The following is a 17,507-nucleotide window of genomic DNA, read 5'->3' as shown; positions in this document are numbered from 1 at the left end:
GCGATCAATGCATTGATCGCTGCAGCGTCGGTCACGTCGAGCAGGTGAGTGGTGATGGCGTCCGATTCGGTGGCCAGCGCCTGCAAGGCCGCGGCGTCGATGTCGGTGGCGATCACCTGTGCGCCGGCGCGTGCGCAGGCCAGCGCACTCTCGCGGCCGATGCCGGCGCCAGCGGCGGTGATCAGGCAGCGCTTGCCCTGCAGGCGGGTGTTGGGTGTGGTGGAGATCGAGACAGTCATACCGATGAGGTTCCGTGGGTGGGGGCCGCCGGCCGTGGCAGACGATAGAACGTACGTGCGTTGTCGCCGAAGATGGCTGTCGCGTGCTCGGCGGCATGCCGGGTGACGAGTTGCTGGGCAAGCGCGAACCAGTGCGCGTAATCGGCGCGCAAGGTCAGCACCGGCCAATCGCTGCCCCAGAGCAGCCGCTGCGCGCCGAAGCGGGCGAACAGGTGCGCCACATACGGCTCCAGCGCGTCCACGCCAGCGCCGCGCGCGGCTTCGGTCAGCAGGCCGGAGAGTTTGCAATGCACGTCGGGATGCTGGGCCAGTGCGGCCATGCCGGCGGCCCAGGCGACGAATTCGCCTGCCGCAATCTGCGGTTTGCCGCCGTGATCGACCACCACGCGCAACCCCGGATGGCGCTTCAGGCGCGCCTGCAGCGCCGGCACATGGGCGGCACGTATCAAGGCGTCGAAGGCCAGATCGTGCGCCAGCAGGGCATCGAAGCCGGCATCCAGGGCCGGACTGGCCAGCCAGTGCATGTCGGCGATGTCCTGCACCATCGGGCGCAGGCCCTTGAGGACGCCACCGCCGGCACGCACCAGTGCGCCGATGCGTGCAGCGGCATCGGGTGCGGCGAAATCCACCCAACCCACCACGCCGGCAATGCGCGCATCGTCGCGGGCCAGCTCGAACAGGTAGCGGGTCTCGGCTTCGGTGGCGGCCGCCTGCACCACCACCACGTGATCGACAGCGGCCGCGTCCAGCGCAGCGCTGACGTCATCCGGGCCAAAGTCGCGGTACAGCGGCGCCAGCTCGGGCGTCAGCCAGTGGTAATCGCCACGGGCCAGGTGCCAGAAATGCAGGTGCGCGTCGACCCGGCTCATGGCGTGGGCAGCTCCGCTGCGAGCAGACCCTCATCGCGCAGGCGTTGCCACAATGCCGATGGCACCGGGGCCGCAAGCCGCGTGGCAGCCGATCGCACTTCGGCCACGCTGCGCATACCGGCCACCACCGTGGTCACCGCCGGGTGCGCCAGCGGGAACTGCAATGCGGCCGCACCGATATCCACCCCGAATGCCGCGCAGGCCGCGTACAGCCGCTGCGCATGCTGCAGCGTGGCGGTGTCGACCGGGGCGTAGTTGTAAGTGGCACCGGGGCCGCGTGAGTCGCTCAGCAGGCCGGAGCTGTACGGGCCGGCCGACAGGATCGCCACATTGCGTTGCTGCGCCTGCTGCAGCAGCGCGCGCGCGCTGTGCTGTTCCAGCAGGGTGTAGCGGCCGGCCAGCATTACGCAGTCGAGCGGAAAGCGCGGCAACACCTCCAGTGCCACGTCCTGCTCGTTGACGCCCAGCCCGATCGCCCCGCAGGCGCCGGCCGCCTTCAACTCCGCCATCGCCGGCAAGGCCTCCTCCAAGGCTTGGCGCAGTACGTTGGCGTGGTTGTCGCCGTGGGTGAGCGCACCGATGTCGTGCAGCAACAGCACGTCGATGTAGTCGGTGCCCAGGCGCTCCAGGCTGGAGGCAAACGCGCGGCGCACGCCGTCGGCGCTGTAGTCGAACTCGGCGCGCCGCCCGGCTACCGCAAAGCCGTCGCGGCCGGCAACGGCGTGGGCGTCGTCGTAGACGCAACGGCCAACCTTGGTCGACAGCGTGTAGTCCGCGCGCGGCACGCCGGCAAGGGCACGCCCCAGGCGCGCTTCGCTCAGCCCGTAGCCGTAGTAGGGCGCGGTATCGAAATGGCGGATGCCGGCCTCGAACGCGCCAGCGACCGCCGCCAGTGCGTCCGCTTCATCCACTTCCGTATACAGGTTGCCGATCGGAGCCGCACCGAAGCCCAGTGCAGACAGCTGCACGTGGGTGCCGCCCAGACGCTGCCGCGCTACGCCGCTCATGCGCGCCGCTCCGCGAGCAGGGCGCAGGTGCGGGCGCTTGAAGAATCCTTAGAACAGAAGCTGAGCATTGCAACGTCCACCATCCGGCAGGTGCCGGACTGTTCGCATATGAATATGGCAATCATCAATGAACAGATCACGCTGCAGTGCAGCATTTCGTACAGCGATCGTATCAGTCCCGTCTGCGCCCGAGGCACCCGGTGGCATCAAGCGCGTCCAAGCGCCCCGATAATGCGGTGGTCCAGACCAGCATGCGGAGGCAGCAAACGATGAGAAAGTGGATCGTCGCGTTGGCGCTGTTTGGCAACCGCTGCCGACGTCCCTGCGCAATTAGTCTGGTTGCCCGGCGCTGGCCACACTCAGGTGCCGTTGTGGCCGGAAAATATCCCGAGCGTGCAGGCCCTTCCGGGGGCGGAAACCCAGGTCTCCAGGTCAACCCGCCGGTTGCCGGAAAGCCCTGGCTCGCGGTCACCAACGTCAGCATCCCCACGCTGACCGTGTATGCGCCCAAGGGGCACAACAGCGGAACTGCTGTGGTGGTATTTCCAGGGGGAGGCTTTCAGGTGCTTGCCATGGATCTTGAGGGGACCGAGGTCTGCGATTGGTGAACGGCCTCGGCATCAACTGTGTCCTTGTGAAATATCGTGTCCCCAGCCGGCCTTACGACTGGCGCTGTGCTTGCTACCCGGACCTGTATGCGGAGTCCACATTGGCGCTGCAGGATGCACAACGTGCGATTGGTCTGGTGCGCGCGCACGCCGAGCAATGGTCAATCGATCCCCGGAAAGTCGGGGTCTTGGGGTTCTCTGCGGGAGGCTATCTGGTCGCCGAAACCAGCACTGGATTCAAGAAACGGGTGTATGTCCCGGTAGATCAGGCCGACACGCAGAGTGCTCGCCCAGATTTTGCGTTGGCCATCTATCCCGGACGATTGGCCAGCAACGACGACAAGCTCAATCCCTTGGTGCCGGTGTCCGGACAGACACCCCCGACCTTTCTGCTGCAGGCGCAGGACGACCATACCGATGGCGTCAATCAGTCGCTTGTCTACTACATGGCGTTACGAAAGGCCGGAGTTCCTGCCGAGATGCACATCTACCCCAACGGCGGGCATGCTTTCGGGCTGCGGGCATCACCTTCGGCGATCACGCAATGGCCACGCCTGGCCGAAGACTGGCTCAGATCCTTGGGCGTGCGGCCAAGTGCAGGCAGCTGAGAACCGGTGGCGAGCCTGCCACCCAGCAGGCCAAGGGCGGGGCCATCAGGCCCCGCCGGTGGATCAGCCGCAGCAGTAGCAGACGTTGCCCTGGCCCAGGTCGCCGCCGAATTCCGGACACTCGGCTGTGCAGGCCCATGCACTACATGATTCGACTTTCGCCTGTGCGTGATCGGCCGCCATCACCTGGAAGGCACCGAACCCGGCGCTGGCCAGAAAGGTCGCTGCCATCAACGCACTACGCAAGCTTACCCGACGCTTCTTCATGCATTACTCCTTCACCGTTGCAAAAGCCGCTGGCGCGTCCGCGCGGCGCAAGGCGGCAACGAGTTCCTGCATCTGCTCCGTGGTATCGAAAACGCCAAGATGCGAATGACGCACGCGCCCCTCCCCATCGATGGCCATCAGCAGCGGCACGTTGCGTGCGCGGAACAGCATCAACGCGCGACGATCGGTCAACGTGACCACCGGGAAATCGAAACCGTGCACCTGTGCGTAGCGCGCGGCCTGCGCGGCATCGCAATGGCACACGCCCAGCAGCTGCGGTCGGCCGGGAAGGTTGGCCTGCAGCGCGCGCGCTGCACGCAGGACGGTCGGTGCAGAGCGCTGGCAATACGGGCAGGTGGTGGTGAAAAAGAACAGCACCTGCGCCGGCCCCCGCGGCGCACCGAGCAGATGCCGCCGGCCATCGCCATCGGTCACCTTGATGCGCGGCACGTACATGCCGTCATACGGCGTGCTGATGCGCGTCTGCAGCCACTGCTGCTGCACGCGCAGCTGCCGGTTCTGCCACGCCAGCACCGCAATCAATGCACATGCCACCAGCAGGCCCATCCAGAGCCAGGGGAAACGTCGCGCGATGCCAGCTCCAGAGCGTCCTTGGTGCTCGAGCCTTGCCCAGGCATCAGCTCATGGTCAATGGTGATATCGACAACTGCGATGTCGCGCGGCATGCGGTTGTGGATGCGATCACGCCCGCGCGCTTGGGCTTGTCACTGACGCGTGGTGTCGCGATTGGCATTTGCGCAAGCAGTGCAACCTGGAAGCGTGCAATGCGGCATTGGCGTGGTTGCATAAATGCACGCAGGGATGGGGTGACGTTACGAGCGCGAGCGCCTATTCGAACCGACCAGCACGCTGAGCGGACCCACAGCAATACCGCCACCAAGGCGAGCGAGAGGGTGTGCGCGGTCGAGGCGCATTGCCGCATCGCATGCAGGCTGAAACGTGCAGATCCGCCACACCTATACACCCAGCCTGTCTACCGGCATCCCGCAGCCCAGCAGGTAGTTGCTGGCGTCGTATGCAAAAGGCAGCTGTATCGAACCCGCGGCCAAGACCAGCATGCAAGGTCGCGAAGGCCAGTCTGGCTTGGCGTGGACCAACTTGCGTTACGTGCTCACCACCGGCAACCACTAGAACGGCCCGATCAAGGGCTTCCGGCTGACCATCCGCAAGCAGGCGGCCAGCGCCATCCTGAGCGTGTGCTTGGATGGCGAACTGAAAAAGATCGACCCGTTGACCTTCCAGTTCAAGCAGGCCATTTTGGTGCCGATGCGCGATTTGAACGTGCTGTTCGTGCGCGCACCGGAATCAACCCGACAAGCAGCAAGCGTAGGAGCGCACCCGGGCGCGAGGACGCGTTACCTGCAACGCCCATCACGATCATACGCGTCAACGCGCATCGATTGTCTTCTGCAAATGAAGCGTTACCGAGAACGCGCATCGCGCCCAGATGCGTTCCTACGTTGATGCCACGCTGCGTTGCATGGCAAGTCCGTCGATTGCCCACCACCGATGACGGCCGAGTTGGCGGTATCACGGGCAGGAGGGCGCCCGGACGCGACCAAGCGTCACTGATCAACCCCAACGCACGCAGACCTAAACTTGCGCGCGTCAGTCTTCTTCCGGCGGCGGCAGAACGATGCCGTCGGCATCGATGGCGAGCTTGCCGGCCATCAGCACTGCCTGGGTGCGATTGGTGACGCCGAGCTTGAGCAGGATCGCGGTGACATGCGCCTTGATAGTGGCTTCGGACACGCCCAGGTCGTAGGCGATCTGTTTGTTGAGGCGCCCAGCGCCCAGCATCTGCAGCACGCGAAATTGCTGTGGCGTGAGATCGCGCAGGCGCTGGCCAACCTCGCGTTCCTCGCTGTCGGTCGGCGGCAGGTTTTGCGCTTCTGCCGGAATCCAGCGCTCGCCATCGAGCACGGTGGCCAGCGCCCGCCCGATGGTGTCCGAATCGGCGGATTTGGGAATGAAGCCGAACGCGCCGTGGTCGATCGCGCGCCGCATCACGGTGGGCTCTTCGCGTGCAGAGACCACCACCACCGGCAACTGCGGATGCAGCGAGCGCATGTGCACCAACGCGCTGAATCCCTGTGCGCCGGGCATGTTGAGATCCATCAGCAGCAGATCGGCGTCCGGCTGCGCATCGGCCAGGGTGTACAGCGCATCCACGTTGTCGGCTTCGAACAGTTCCACCCCCGGCATCACGCGCTGCACCGCCCCGCGCAAGGCTTCACGGAACAGGGGATGGTCGTCGGCGATTAGCAGGGTGGTCATTGTGGGGCCGGGATTGGGGATTGGGGAATCGGGATTTGCAAAAGCACGGGATGTCAGGATTCGGACGTCGCGATTGGTAGAAGCAGGGATGTCGGGATTTGTGAATCGATATCCGTCACAGCGACTCTGAAGAAAGCCTTCTGCGTCCCGATTGCCGTCCAGTACTGGATATCCAAAGATGCGCAATGGCGACGCTGTGGGAAGCCGCATTTACGAATCCCCACTCCCGACTCCCTAATCCCGGCTCCTCAGCGCGTCAAACGTTCGCTCACCAACGAATCCACCACCGACGGGTCGGCCAGGGTCGAGGTGTCGCCCAGTTGGTCCGGCGCGTTCTCGGCGATCTTGCGCAGGATGCGGCGCATGATCTTGCCCGAGCGGGTCTTGGGCAGGCCGGGCGCCCACTGCAGGTGGTCGGGCGAGGCGATCGGGCCGATCTCCTTGCGCACCCAGCTCACCAATTCCTTGTGCAGGTCTTCGCTCGGGGATTCGCCGGCGATCAGGGCGACGTAGGCATAGATGCCCTGGCCCTTGACGTCATGCGGGAAGCCCACCACGGCCGCTTCGGCGACCTTGGGGTGCGACACCAGCGCGCTTTCCACTTCGGCGGTGCCGATACGGTGGCCGGACACGTTGATCACATCGTCCACGCGGCCGGTGATCCAGTAGTAGCCGTCGGTATCGCGACGGCAGCCGTCGCCGGTGAAGTAGCTGCCCGGATAAGTGCGGAAGTAGGTGTCGATGAAGCGCTGGTGGTCGCCATACACGCTACGCATCTGGCCCGGCCAGGAATCGAGCAGCACCAGGTTGCCTTCGGTGGCGCCTTCCAGAATCTTGCCTTCGGCATCGACCAGCGCCGGCTGCACGCCGAAGAACGGCAGCGTGGCCGACCCCGGCTTGAGATCGACCGCGCCGGCCAGCGGCGAGATCAGGATGCCGCCGGTTTCGGTCTGCCACCAGGTGTCCACGATCGGGCAGCGGCTGTCGCCCACTACTTCGTAGTACCAGCGCCAGGCTTCCGGATTGATCGGCTCGCCTACGCTGCCGAGCAGGCGCAGGCTCTTGCGCGAAGTCTTCTTGACCGGCGCTTCGCCATCGCGCATCAGCGCGCGGATGGCGGTGGGCGCGGTGTAGAAGATGGTGACCTGATGCTTGTCGATCACGTCCCAGAAGCGCGACACGTTCGGGTAGTTGGGCACGCCTTCGAACATCACCGCGGTGGCGCCATTGGCGAGCGGGCCGTAGACGATGTAGCTGTGGCCGGTGACCCAGCCCACATCGGCACTGCACCAATAGATGTCGTCCTCGCGCAGGTCGAACACCACTTCATGCGTGTAGCTGGCAAACAACAGGTAGCCGGCGGTGGTGTGCAGCACACCCTTGGGTTTGCCGGTGGAACCGGAGGTGTAGAGGATGAACAGCGGGTCTTCCGCATTCATGCGCTCGGGTGCGCACGCGACCGGTTGGCCGTCGACCACATCATGGAACCAGCGGTCGCGCGGTGCCTGCATCTGGACTGCACCGCCGGTGTGACGCACCACCAGCACGGTTTCGACCGAGTCGGCGTCGGGAATCTTCAGTGCCGCATCGACATTGGCCTTGAGCGGAATCTTCTTGCCGCCGCGTAGGCCTTCGTCGGCGGTGATGATCAGCTTGCTCTGGCAATCGATCACACGGTCGGCGATCGAGTTGGCAGCAAACCCGCCGAACACCACCGAGTGCACCGCACCGATGCGCGCACAGGCCAGCATCGCCACGGCGGCATCGACGATCATCGGCAGATAGATGGTGACCCGGTCGCCCTTCTTGACGCCCAGGTTGCGCAGCGCATTGCCCAGCTTGCAGACGCGCTCGTACAACTCACGGTAGGTCACCGGGTACGACGCCGCGTCCGGGCTGTCGGGCTCGAACAGCAACGCGGTCTTGTCGCCGCGCGTGGCCAGCTGGCGGTCCAGGCAGTTGACGCTGGCGTTGAGCTCGCCATCGCCGAACCAGCGGATATGGAAGTCGTCCAGCGCGTAGCTGACGTCCTTGACCTGGGTCGGTTGCTTGAACCACTCGAGCCGCTGCGCAGCCTTGCCCCAGAACTGTTCGGGGTGTTCGATCGATTCGCGGTACAGCGCGGCGTACTGCTCGCGCGTCACGCGCGCATTGGCGGCGAACGCGGGATCGACGGGATAAACATCAGCCATGGCACTCTCACTTGCGAATGAACTTGTCGGAAGAGGGCGTTGCGGCTGCCCTCGGTAGATCGTCAGTGTGCCGCATCCATTCTGTCCCGGCGGTCAACGGCGCCTTAGACCATGGTCGTAACCCCGGGCAGTGCGCCAACGCACATGCCAGGCGTGCTGCGGTGCGACCATCGGTCATCTTGCGCAATGCTGCGGTGCAGCTACGACCAAAGGCGAATAGGCCTAGAAGCGCGGACTGCCTCACGCTCCGCACAGCATCGCCATCAAGCGCGAGGCCTTCATTGGGGAGAGGGCTGCATGAAACACCGTACTGCACCGCTGGTGCGCCATCCGTTGGCGGCTGCCTTGCTCGTCGCCACCATATTGCCGGGCGTGGCGTCCGCGCAGACGTCCAAGGAAAAGGCACTGGAAGCACGCATCGCCGAGCTCGAGCGTCAGGTCCAGATGTTGGTGTCCGCGCAGCAACAGCAGCAGGGCCAGATCGCGCAAACGCAGACGCAGGTCACCGAAGTGCGCACCTTGCAGGCACAGACGCCGCCGGCACCGGCGGTGCCGGCCGGCAAGAAGCCGATCCAGCTGACCAGCATCACGCCGAACGCGTTGCCGGGGACAACGTTCCGTTACGGTGGTTTCATCAAGGCCGACTTCATGACCACCCGCACCAGCGACGGCGCACCGCCTGAGGGTGCGGTGGGGCGTTATCTGTATATCCCGACGCAGACGCCGGTCGGCGGGCAGGCGTCGAGCACCGACACCGATCTTCCACGCCAAGTTCTCCCGCTTCAACCTGGGTGTGGACACCGTCACCGAAAACGGCGACAAGCTCACCGCCTTCATCGAACTGGATTTCTTCGGCAACGCGCTGGCCAACCAGGTCAACAATCTGTATGGCGGCACCTTGCGGCACGCCTACATGAGCTGGAACAACTGGCTGGCCGGTCAGACCTGGTCCAACTTCATCGATCCCACCATCCTGCCGGAAGCGGCCGACATCGTCGGGCCGACCGACGGTGCGTTATTCAGCCGTCAGACCCAGATCCGTTACACCCGCGGCGCTTTCAGCGTGTCGGCCGAAAACCCCGAAACGCTGACCACCCCGTACCAGGGCGGCAACACCATCCTGGCATCGGACCATGGCGCGATGCCGGACCTGACTGCACGCTACAACTGGAAGGGCACCTGGGGCACGTTCGGGCTGTCGGCCATTGCGCGCCAGTACCGCACCCGCAGCGCGCTGACCAACGATACCGACTTCGGTGGCGCCATCGCCGGCGGCGGCCGCTGGATCATCAACTCCAAAAACGATCTGCGTTACCAGCTCAGCTACGGCGAGGGCCTGGGACGCTATCTGGGCCTGGGCAACGGCTCGGATGTGGAGATCGACATCGACGGCAATATCCAGACCGTCACCACGGTCGCCGGCTGGGTGGCCTGGCGCCACGACTACAACGCCAAGCTGCGCAGCACCCTCATGTACTCGCGCGTGAATTACGACCATTCGCTGGCCAATACCGGTGGGCTTGCCAGCAAGTCCCAGCAAAGCATTCGCGCCAACGTATTCTATTCGCCGTTGCCGAAGGTGGATGTGGGCGCCGAGCTGATGTACGGCCGTCGCGAAGCCGAAAACGGCGACAGCGGCGACATCTCGCGGTTGCAGTTCACCACCAAGTACAGCTAATAGCGTTCTGCCACTGGCGGCCTGCTCCACTGCGGTGGAGCGGGCATCGCCGCCTGATGTCTTACCAGCGCTCTACCAGGAGACAGACCATGACCGTCTCGAATGACGCATTGATCGCCAAGATCGATGCCAATCCGAAGTACCACGCACTCAAGCGTCAGCGCAACACGCTGGGCTGGACGCTCACCGTACTGATGTTGCTGGCCTATTACGGCTACATCGGCCTGATTGCCTTCGACAAGGAATTCCTCGCCAAGCCGATCGGTGCCGGCGTGACTTCGATCGGCATTCCGATTGCGATCGGGGTGATGGTGTTGACTATCGCAATCACGGCCATCTACGTGCGTCGTGCCAACAACACCTACGACCAGCTGACCGCGCAGATCCTGGAGGAAGCCCGCAAATGAACAAGACTTCGCGCCTTCTCCTGATTCTGGCCGGGCTGATGCCTGCCGGCATCGCGCTGGCAGCCGGCGGCGACCTGGGCCAGGTCGACAAGCAGCCCACCAACTGGGTGGCGATCGGCATGTTCGGCTTCTTCGTGTTGGCCACCCTGTGGATCACCAAGTGGGCGGCGACCAAGACCAAGTCGGCCGCTGACTTCTATACCGCTGGCGGTGGCATCACCGGTTTCCAGAACGGCCTGGCGATCGCTGGCGACTTCATGTCGGCGGCCTCGTTCCTGGGCATCACCACGGCGGTGATGGCCAACGGCTACGACGGCCTGATCTATGCGATCGGTTTTCTGGTCGGCTGGCCCATCCTGACCTTCCTGATGGCCGAACGCCTGCGCAACCTCGGCAAGTACACCTTCGCCGACGTGGCCGGTTACCGTTTCGCGCCGACGGCGATCCGCAGCTTTGCGGCGTCGGGCACGTTGGTGGTGGTGCTGTTCTATCTGATCGCACAGATGGTCGGCGCCGGTGCGCTGATCAAGTTGCTGTTCGGCCTGGACTACTGGGTGGCGGTGACCCTGGTTGGCGTGCTGATGATGATCTACGTGTTGTTCGGCGGCATGACCGCAACGACCTGGGTGCAGATCATCAAGGCCGTGCTGCTGCTGACCGGCGTGACCTTCATGGCCGTGGCGATCATGTGGCACTTCAATTTCAGCTTCGAGGCGCTGTTTGCCGAAGGCGTGCGGGTGAAGACCGCGGTTGCGGCCAACGGCGGTGCATTGCCCGAGGACGCGGCAAAAGCAGGCCTGTCGATCATGGGGCCGGGCGGTTTCGTCAAGGACCCGATTTCGGCCATTTCCTTCGGCATGGCGCTGATGTTCGGTACCGCCGGCCTGCCGCACATCCTGATGCGCTTCTTCACCGTTCCCGATGCCAAGCAGGCACGCAAGTCGGTGCTATGGGCCACCACCTGGATCGGTTACTTCTACATCCTGATCTTCATCATCGGCTTTGGTGCGATCGCGCTGGTGCTGACCAACCCGCAGTTCGCCGATGTTGCCACCGGCACCATCCACGGCGGAAAGGGCGCGGCCAACATGGCGGCGGTGCTGGTCGGTAACGCCGTGGGCGGCAACGTGTTCATGGGCTTCATCTCGGCGGTGGCCTTCGCCACCATCCTGGCGGTGGTGGCGGGCCTGACCCTGTCCGGCGCCTCGGCGGTGTCGCATGACCTGTATGCCACGGTGATCAAGAAGGGCAATCCGGCGCCGGGTTCGGAGCTCAAGGTCTCGCGTGTCACCACCCTGGTGCTGGGCGTGATCGCGGTGCTGCTGGGCATCGTGTTCGAGAAGCAGAACGTGGCCTTCATGGTGTCGCTGGCGTTCGCCATCGCGGCCTCGGCCAACTTCCCGGTGCTGATCCTGTCGTTGCTGTGGAAGAACTGCACCACCCGTGGCGCAGTGACCGGTGGTTTCCTCGGCCTGATCTCCTCGCTGGTGCTGACGATCCTGTCGCCGTCGGTGTGGGTGGACACGCTGGGCAATGCCGCCGGCTCGGCGCCGTTCCCGTACACCTCGCCGGCGCTGTTCTCGATGACGATTGGCTTTGTCGGCATTTGGGTGTTCTCGGTGCTGGATCGCAGCCCACAGGCCGCCAACGAACGCGCTGCCTTCAAGGCACAGCAGATCCGTGCCGAAACCGGCCTGGGTGCCAGTGGCGCCTCCGGTCACTGATATGTGGGTTGATGATTGATGTGATCGCACAACGCCGGCCCAGTGCCGGCGTTGTGCGTTTTGGCAACGCCGCCGCTGTTCTGGCGCCCCGGCCGGGGGAGTGTGCGAGATACCCGAATGGCCCCGGCCAGGTGGCCGCGTGTTCGGCATCGGCAGGTCGGCACAATGCCATTGCGACCTGGCGCAGGGCGTGGGACGCGCCCGACCCGGTCGATGCGCCCGCGTGGCGCCTAGCGCACGCCAGCCACCGGCGCCGGTGCTGGACGCAGCTGCCGTCTGCAGGCCGAAGACGGGCAGTGGACGCGCTCACTCAGTAACAGCAACAGGCACGCACCGTGCCGGTGGAGTTGTTCGTCCCTTGCTGTTGCACATCTGCGGCAACCGCACCCAGAGCTGCGGCGCGCTGCGGAATGCCCCAGTTCCGCCACGCCGGGCTCCACCGTCCTGAGGGCGACACATGGCGCGGTACCATTGGTGATTTGAACCACGGTCCGCGCCATGAAGATTGCCTCCTGGAACGTCAACTCGCTCAATGTGCGCCTGCCGCACCTGCAACAGTGGCTCGCCGCGTTTGCGCCGGATGTGGTGGGCATCCAGGAAACCAAGCTGGAAGACCACAAGTTCCCCGATGCGGCGCTGGCGGCGCTGGGCTACCGCAGCGTGTTCTGCGGGCAGAAAACCTACAACGGCGTGGCGATCCTGTCGCGCTCGCCGGCAGTTGACGTGCAGATGGGCGTTCCCGGGCTCGACGACGTGCAGCAGCGCGTCATCGCCGCCACTGTCGATGGCGTGCGCATCATCAATCTGTATGTGGTCAACGGCCAGGATGTGGGCACCGACAAGTACGCCTACAAATTGCGCTGGCTCGCCGCCGCGCACGACTGGATCGCGCAGGAGCTGCAGCGGTACCCGCAGCTGGTGGTGCTGGGCGACTTCAACATCGCCCCGGATGTGCGCGACGTGCACGATGCGACGGTGTGGAACGAGCACCACATCCTTACCTCGACCGACGAGCGCGCCGCGTTGGACAAGCTGCTGGCGCTGGGCTTGCACGACGCATTCCGCTTGCACAATCAGGACGCCGAGCACTTCAGTTGGTGGGATTACCGCCAGGCCGGTTTTCGCCGCAATCTGGGCCTGCGTATCGACCTGACACTGGTCTCGGACGCCTTGCGCGCGCGCGCGGTGGAATCGGGTATCGACCGCGAACCGCGCACCTGGGAGCGCCCTAGTGACCATGCGCCGGCGTGGGTACGGCTGGCGGAGGTCGGCGCATGAGCGAGCGGCATCTGCGTCGTAGCACGCACAAGGTGGGCGATGTCACCCTGGGGCCGGTGCATCGCCTGAGTTGCCACTGCGGTGCAGTACAAATCGATCTGGATCTGCCGCATGGCCTGCTCGATCCACGCCGCTGCGATTGCTCGATGTGCCGCCGGCGCGGCGCCATCGTCGCGTCGGTCACGCTCGATGGCCTGCATGTCGTGCAGGGCGAAGAAGTGCTGCAGCTGTATCAATTCAACACGCAGACGGCAGCGCATTATTTCTGCGGCGTGTGCGGCATCTACACGCATCACCGGCGCCGCTCCAATCCCAACGAGTACGGCTATAACGTGGGCTGCCTGGAAGGCGTCAATCCGTATGCCCTGAACATTGCCGTGCCGGTGGAAGGCGGCGTGCATCATCCGGCCGATCGCATTGCCGCAAAAGGCTGATATGACAACGCCCGGGCAGGCCCGGGCGTTGTCTGACGCGACAGCTGGGTGAGGCGCTGCGTCAGCGCAGGCGCCCGCGGGTCACCAGGTTGACGATGGCCAGCAAAATCACCGCACCCACCAACGACCACACGAAGGTCCACAGCGTAATGGCCTGGTTGATGCCGCCGCCGAACAGGAAACCGGCGATCAGTGCGCCCACGATGCCCACCACCACATTGAGGATGATGCCCTGCTGCGCGTCGCGGCGCATGATGATGCTGGCCAGCCAACCCACGATGCCGCCGACGATCAACCAGATGATGATGCCCATGTTGCTGATCTCCATGTTTGCGTGCACCAGAAGTGGTGCATGGGCGCCATTCAACGCAGCCGCGCGTGAAGCAGCCGTCGAGCGCGATGAACGGTGCGGCCGACTGTTCGGCTTGGTGCACGGCGCGTGACAGCGCACGCAAGTTGGCAGGTTGGACCGGTGCAGCTGTGGCTACGCCCGCACCGCCCTGGCGAACGTGGCGAGCCGCAGGCGCGTCAGCTGCTGGGCCCTGCGTTGGGCATCGACCCGGCGTTGGTGCCCTTGCAGCGCGATGCACGTGGGCGTCCCTCGTTGCAGCCGGCACTGCCCGACCGCGACACCGGTTGGAGCCATAGCGGCGAGTATTTGCTGGTGGGGCTGGGCGAAGGCGTGCGACTGGGCGTTGATCTGGAGCGCATTCGCGCGCGTCCGCGCGTGCTGGAGATCGCGCAGCGCTTCTTTCATCCCGACGAAATCGCCTTGCTCGCCGCGCTGGGGCCGGACGCACAACACGCGTTGTTCTTCCGGCTGTGGTGCGCCAAGGAAGCCTTGCTCAAGGCCTATGGGCATGGACTGTCGTTCGGCTTGCACCGGCTTGCGTATGCGCTCGCACCCGACGGCGCACTGCGCCTGCAGTGGTGCGATCCGGACCTTGGCCAGGCCGCATACTGGCAGCTGCACGAATGGTGGGCTGCTCCGGAGTGTCGCGCGGCGCTGGCGTTCTATCCGTTGGCGGGCGCGTAATCGGTCCGCTGCGTTTTCCTACGCCATGCCGTGCGGCAGAATCGGTTGACGGAACTGCGCCACCCCATCCAGGTCGCGCAGCGTCACCGTGAGCACGCCGCTGCGGCCGTCGATGTCCACCTCGCCGAAGAACTGGTAACCGGCCAGCGGCGAGGTGTTGGGCGCAGGTGGCGCTTTTTCAAACACCACGCTCGGGCCGAACGTGGCATCCAGTGCATTGGGTCCGAAACTGCCGGCATTGAGCGGGCCGCCGACAAATTCCCAGAACGGTTCGAACTGCTGAAACGCTGCGCGATCGGGATGATAGTAGTGGGCCGCGCAGTAATGCACGTCGGCGGTGAGCCACACGGTGTTGCGGATGCGTGCGCGGCTAATGAAGCGCAGCAACGCGGCGATTTCCTGCTCGCGGCCGCGTGGCACGCCGGGGTCGCCGTTGGCGATCGCTTCCCAGCGCGGGCGCCCGTTTCCATCTTCGCCATCGGGCACCTGTAGGCCGATCGGCATGTCGGCGGCAATCACCTTCCATTGCGCGCGCGAGCCGGCCAGTTCGCGCTGCAACCACGCCAATTGCTCCGGCCCGAGAAACGCGGCATCGGGGCCGGGTTGCGGTTGCAGGTTGTCGCTGTTGGCGCCGCGGTCACTGCGCATGTCCAGCACGAACACATCCAGCAGCGGGCCGTAGGCAATCTTGCGGTAGATGCGCCCGTTGCCATCGGCGCGCACGCCGCGCATCGGTGCGTATTCCAGGAACGCCTGGCGGACGCGCCTGGCCAGCACGTCGATGTCGCGCACCTGATAGCGCGCATCCAGTTGCTTGCCGGGCGACCAGTTGTTGGTGGTTTCGTGGTCGTCCCATTGCCAGAGCTGCGGCACCTCGGCGTTGAAACGGCGCACGTGCGCGTCGAGCAGGTTGTAGCGGTAATTGCCGCGGAATTCGTCCAGCGTTTCGGCCACCTTGCTCTTGGCTGCGGTGGTGAGATTGCGCCAGCGCTTGCCGTCTTCCACCGTCAGCTCGGCCGGGATCGGGCTGTCGGCGTAGATGGTGTCGCCGCTGTGCAGGAAGAAATCCGGATTGCGCTCGCGCATCGCGCTGTAGATGCGCATGCCGCCGATGTCCGGGTTGATGCCGAAGCCCTGGCCAACCGTGTCGCCGCTCCAGACAAAGCGCACATCGCCACGGGCCTGCGGTGCACTGCGCAGATGGCCGTGGACGGGCGCGCTCAATACGCCGCTGTCGGCATCTTCGAAACGCACGTGATAGAAGATGTCCTGGTCGCGTGGCAGGCCGCTCAGGTCTGCGCGGGCGGTGAAGTCGTGCGCCGCCGACGCGATCGTGCCGTCCACGCGCCGCGCCTGGCGCAGGCTTGGACGCGTGTCCCATTCCACCCGTAACCGCGCCGGGCGATCGGCACGGCTCCACAGCATCGCGCGGTCGTCCAGCACATCGCCGCTCTGCACGTCGTCGGTGATGGTTGGTCGCCCCGACGGCGCCGCCAGGCTGCGCGTGGGCCAGCCGGCAGTGGCCGGCAGCAACAGGCCGGCACCCAAGCCTTGCAGGATGCGGCGACGGGCGGGATCGGAAGCGGTCATGCGTGTCCTTCAGGCGGCTGCGGCTGCATGCAGATGTAGCGCTGCCGTCTTACCGCTGCGTGTCCGTTGCCACGCCTGGCTGCTTTGACGCGATGGGCCGCACAGTGCGCCGCGATCAGGAGGCCGCGCGCACCGGCCTCGGGCAGTGCGTCCGCGGCTGCCGCAGCGGCTCAGGCCTCCACTGCGCCAGGTCTGCCGTCTTCCACCACGAAGCGCTTGGTTGTCGCCACCGTGGCGTTGCGGTCGCGCCGATCGGAAATGCCCTGTAGCCGTGTTTCCATCTGGCCCGGCGTGAGCGTCACCGATACATAGCCACGTGTTTCGCCGTCCACGTAGTGCACGTGCGGGTTGGCTGTCATGGTCGCGTGCAGCTCGGCATTGGGCTGGTCGTCGGAGGTGACCGAGGTGCCGACGAATTCGGTGGCCAGCGTTGCCGACGCGTCGTCGGCCGGATCGGCCTTCAAATCGGTGACCCAGTACGAGTGGATGTCGCCGCCCCAGAACACCGGGTTGCGCAGGCGCGTGTTCGCAATCGCATCGAGCATGCGCTCACGCGTGGCCGGGTAACCGTCCCAGCCGTCGGTCCAGTGCCCGACCACGCCGTCGCGCCCTGCCTGCCGCATCGGCGCCACCAGCAGATCCTGCGCAATGACGTTCCAGCGTGCTGGCGACTGCATGAAGCCGCCATGCAGCCAACGCTCCTGCTCCCAGCCGAGCATGGTGCGCCGCGGGTCGGTGCGCTGGCGGCAACTGTCGGCCACGACGTGGCCGCCGCGCCAGCCATTGGCCTGCGGGCAGGGTTGCTCGCTGCGGTACTGGCGGCCATCGAGCACGTAGAAACGCGCCAGCTGGCCATAATCGAACGCACGGTAGATGTGCATGTCAGCGCCATGCGGGCGATGTCGCGCGCGCAGCGGGAAATGTTCGTAGAAGGCGCGGTAGGTGGCAGCGCGCCGGGCCAGAAAGGTGTCGACTGGAATCGACGGGTCCTGCGACCAGCGATTGGCGTAATCGTTCTGGACCTCGTGGTCGTCCCAGGTCGCCACGCAGGCGCTGCCGGCATGCAGCGCCTGCAGGTCCGGGTCGGTGCGATACAGCGCATAGCGATTGCGGTAGCCGGCCAGATCCAGGCACTCGCCGCTGCCGTGCGGGCGCACGATCTTGTTCGCCGCCTCGCCGTGGTTGCTGTACTCGTAGATGTAATCGCCCAGGAAGAACACCAGGTCCGGTTGTTCCGCGGCGAGGTGGCGGTAGGTATTTGATCCCATGCTT

Annotated in this window: 16 protein-coding genes and 3 pseudogenes; 8 read left to right on the top strand and 11 right to left on the bottom strand. The window is 65.3% G+C overall.

Annotated elements, in window-relative coordinates; genetic code table 11:
- The 3 genes from XAXN_RS02110 to XAXN_RS02100 form a co-directional block, all read right to left on the bottom strand.
- Positions 1-239: SDR family NAD(P)-dependent oxidoreductase (locus XAXN_RS02110; protein ID WP_134984821.1), on the bottom strand; the 239-nt coding region annotated here is incomplete at its 3' end.
- The gene (locus tag XAXN_RS02105; protein ID WP_054318315.1) at positions 236-1,108 is read right to left on the bottom strand and encodes an amidohydrolase family protein; all 873 of its coding nucleotides are present in this window, start codon (positions 1,106-1,108) and stop codon (positions 236-238) included. The genes XAXN_RS02110 and XAXN_RS02105, both read right to left, overlap by 4 nt.
- Complete coding sequence (locus XAXN_RS02100) at positions 1,105-2,115, bottom strand: aldo/keto reductase (RefSeq protein ID WP_054318314.1); 1,011 nt, start codon at positions 2,113-2,115, stop codon at positions 1,105-1,107. Before XAXN_RS02100 ends, XAXN_RS02105 begins: the two co-directional genes overlap by 4 nt.
- A gap of 269 nt (positions 2,116-2,384) precedes the next feature.
- On the opposite strand from XAXN_RS02100, the pseudogene XAXN_RS02090 reads away from it, so the two are divergent.
- Positions 2,385-3,331: pseudogene (locus tag XAXN_RS02090) on the top strand (alpha/beta hydrolase).
- A gap of 63 nt (positions 3,332-3,394) precedes the next feature.
- Here the strand turns inward: XAXN_RS02090 and XAXN_RS02085 are convergent.
- Complete coding sequence (locus tag XAXN_RS02085) at positions 3,395-3,598, bottom strand: hypothetical protein (RefSeq protein WP_054318312.1); 204 nt, start codon at positions 3,596-3,598, stop codon at positions 3,395-3,397.
- A 3-nt stretch (positions 3,599-3,601) separates the two neighbouring features.
- Entirely contained in the window at positions 3,602-4,165 is a 564-nt protein-coding gene (locus XAXN_RS02080; protein ID WP_054318311.1) for a peroxiredoxin family protein, read from the bottom strand.
- Positions 4,166-4,555: 390 nt separating this feature from the next.
- On the opposite strand from XAXN_RS02080, the pseudogene XAXN_RS02075 reads away from it, so the two are divergent.
- Positions 4,556-4,924 (top strand): annotated as a pseudogene (locus tag XAXN_RS02075) (DUF4424 family protein); the annotation flags it as partial.
- Positions 4,925-5,227: 303 nt separating this feature from the next.
- On the opposite strand, the gene XAXN_RS02070 reads toward XAXN_RS02075, so the two are convergent.
- From XAXN_RS02070 to XAXN_RS22905, 3 genes are all read right to left on the bottom strand, one after another.
- The gene (locus XAXN_RS02070; protein ID WP_054318310.1) at positions 5,228-5,896 is read right to left on the bottom strand and encodes a response regulator transcription factor; all 669 of its coding nucleotides are present in this window, start codon (positions 5,894-5,896) and stop codon (positions 5,228-5,230) included.
- A gap of 248 nt (positions 5,897-6,144) precedes the next feature.
- Positions 6,145-8,088, bottom strand: a complete 1,944-nt coding sequence (acs, locus tag XAXN_RS02065) for an acetate--CoA ligase (protein WP_054318309.1) — start codon at positions 8,086-8,088, stop codon at positions 6,145-6,147.
- A gap of 240 nt (positions 8,089-8,328) precedes the next feature.
- Positions 8,329-8,577, bottom strand: a complete 249-nt coding sequence (locus tag XAXN_RS22905; RefSeq protein WP_245149936.1) for a hypothetical protein — start codon at positions 8,575-8,577, stop codon at positions 8,329-8,331.
- Here XAXN_RS22905 and XAXN_RS02060 point away from each other — a divergent pair.
- From XAXN_RS02060 to XAXN_RS02040, 5 genes and pseudogenes are all read left to right on the top strand, one after another.
- Positions 8,461-9,766, top strand: a pseudogene (locus tag XAXN_RS02060) (DcaP family trimeric outer membrane transporter). The gene XAXN_RS22905 and the pseudogene XAXN_RS02060 overlap by 117 nt on opposite strands.
- A gap of 89 nt (positions 9,767-9,855) precedes the next feature.
- The gene (locus XAXN_RS02055; RefSeq protein ID WP_042824321.1) at positions 9,856-10,173 is read left to right on the top strand and encodes a DUF485 domain-containing protein; all 318 of its coding nucleotides are present in this window, start codon (positions 9,856-9,858) and stop codon (positions 10,171-10,173) included.
- Positions 10,170-11,897 (top strand): cation acetate symporter, encoded by a 1,728-nt coding sequence (locus XAXN_RS02050; RefSeq protein ID WP_054318308.1) that lies wholly within the window; start codon positions 10,170-10,172, stop codon positions 11,895-11,897. Before XAXN_RS02055 ends, XAXN_RS02050 begins: the two co-directional genes overlap by 4 nt.
- A 498-nt stretch (positions 11,898-12,395) precedes the next feature.
- Positions 12,396-13,175 carry an exodeoxyribonuclease III gene (gene xth / locus XAXN_RS02045; RefSeq protein ID WP_042824319.1) on the top strand — a complete coding sequence of 260 codons (780 nt, stop codon included), beginning with the start codon at positions 12,396-12,398 and terminating at the stop codon, positions 13,173-13,175.
- Positions 13,172-13,609, top strand: a complete 438-nt coding sequence (locus XAXN_RS02040; RefSeq protein WP_054318307.1) for a GFA family protein — start codon at positions 13,172-13,174, stop codon at positions 13,607-13,609. Before xth ends, XAXN_RS02040 begins: the two co-directional genes overlap by 4 nt.
- A 61-nt stretch (positions 13,610-13,670) precedes the next feature.
- On the opposite strand, the gene XAXN_RS02035 is transcribed toward XAXN_RS02040, so the two are convergent.
- On the bottom strand, positions 13,671-13,922 hold the full coding sequence (locus XAXN_RS02035; protein WP_005914591.1) for a GlsB/YeaQ/YmgE family stress response membrane protein: 252 nt from the start codon (positions 13,920-13,922) through the stop codon (positions 13,671-13,673).
- A 126-nt stretch (positions 13,923-14,048) separates the two neighbouring features.
- On the opposite strand from XAXN_RS02035, the gene XAXN_RS02025 reads away from it, so the two are divergent.
- Positions 14,049-14,645: a 4'-phosphopantetheinyl transferase family protein gene (locus tag XAXN_RS02025; protein ID WP_042824316.1), complete on the top strand. Its 597-nt coding sequence runs from the start codon at positions 14,049-14,051 to the stop codon at positions 14,643-14,645.
- An 18-nt stretch (positions 14,646-14,663) separates the two neighbouring features.
- On the opposite strand, the gene XAXN_RS02020 is transcribed toward XAXN_RS02025, so the two are convergent.
- The gene (locus tag XAXN_RS02020; protein WP_054318306.1) at positions 14,664-16,235 is read right to left on the bottom strand and encodes an alkaline phosphatase D family protein; all 1,572 of its coding nucleotides are present in this window, start codon (positions 16,233-16,235) and stop codon (positions 14,664-14,666) included.
- A 170-nt stretch (positions 16,236-16,405) separates the two neighbouring features.
- The coding region (locus tag XAXN_RS02015; protein WP_054318305.1) for an alkaline phosphatase D family protein at positions 16,406-17,507 on the bottom strand (1,102 nt) is incomplete at its 5' end.

The sequence above is a fragment of the Xanthomonas axonopodis genome, from assembly GCF_001304695.1.
GTDB lineage: Bacteria > Pseudomonadota > Gammaproteobacteria > Xanthomonadales > Xanthomonadaceae > Xanthomonas > Xanthomonas axonopodis.
The sequence above is the reverse complement of the archived record's forward strand: the minus strand, read 5'-3'. Positions and strand labels throughout refer to the sequence as shown.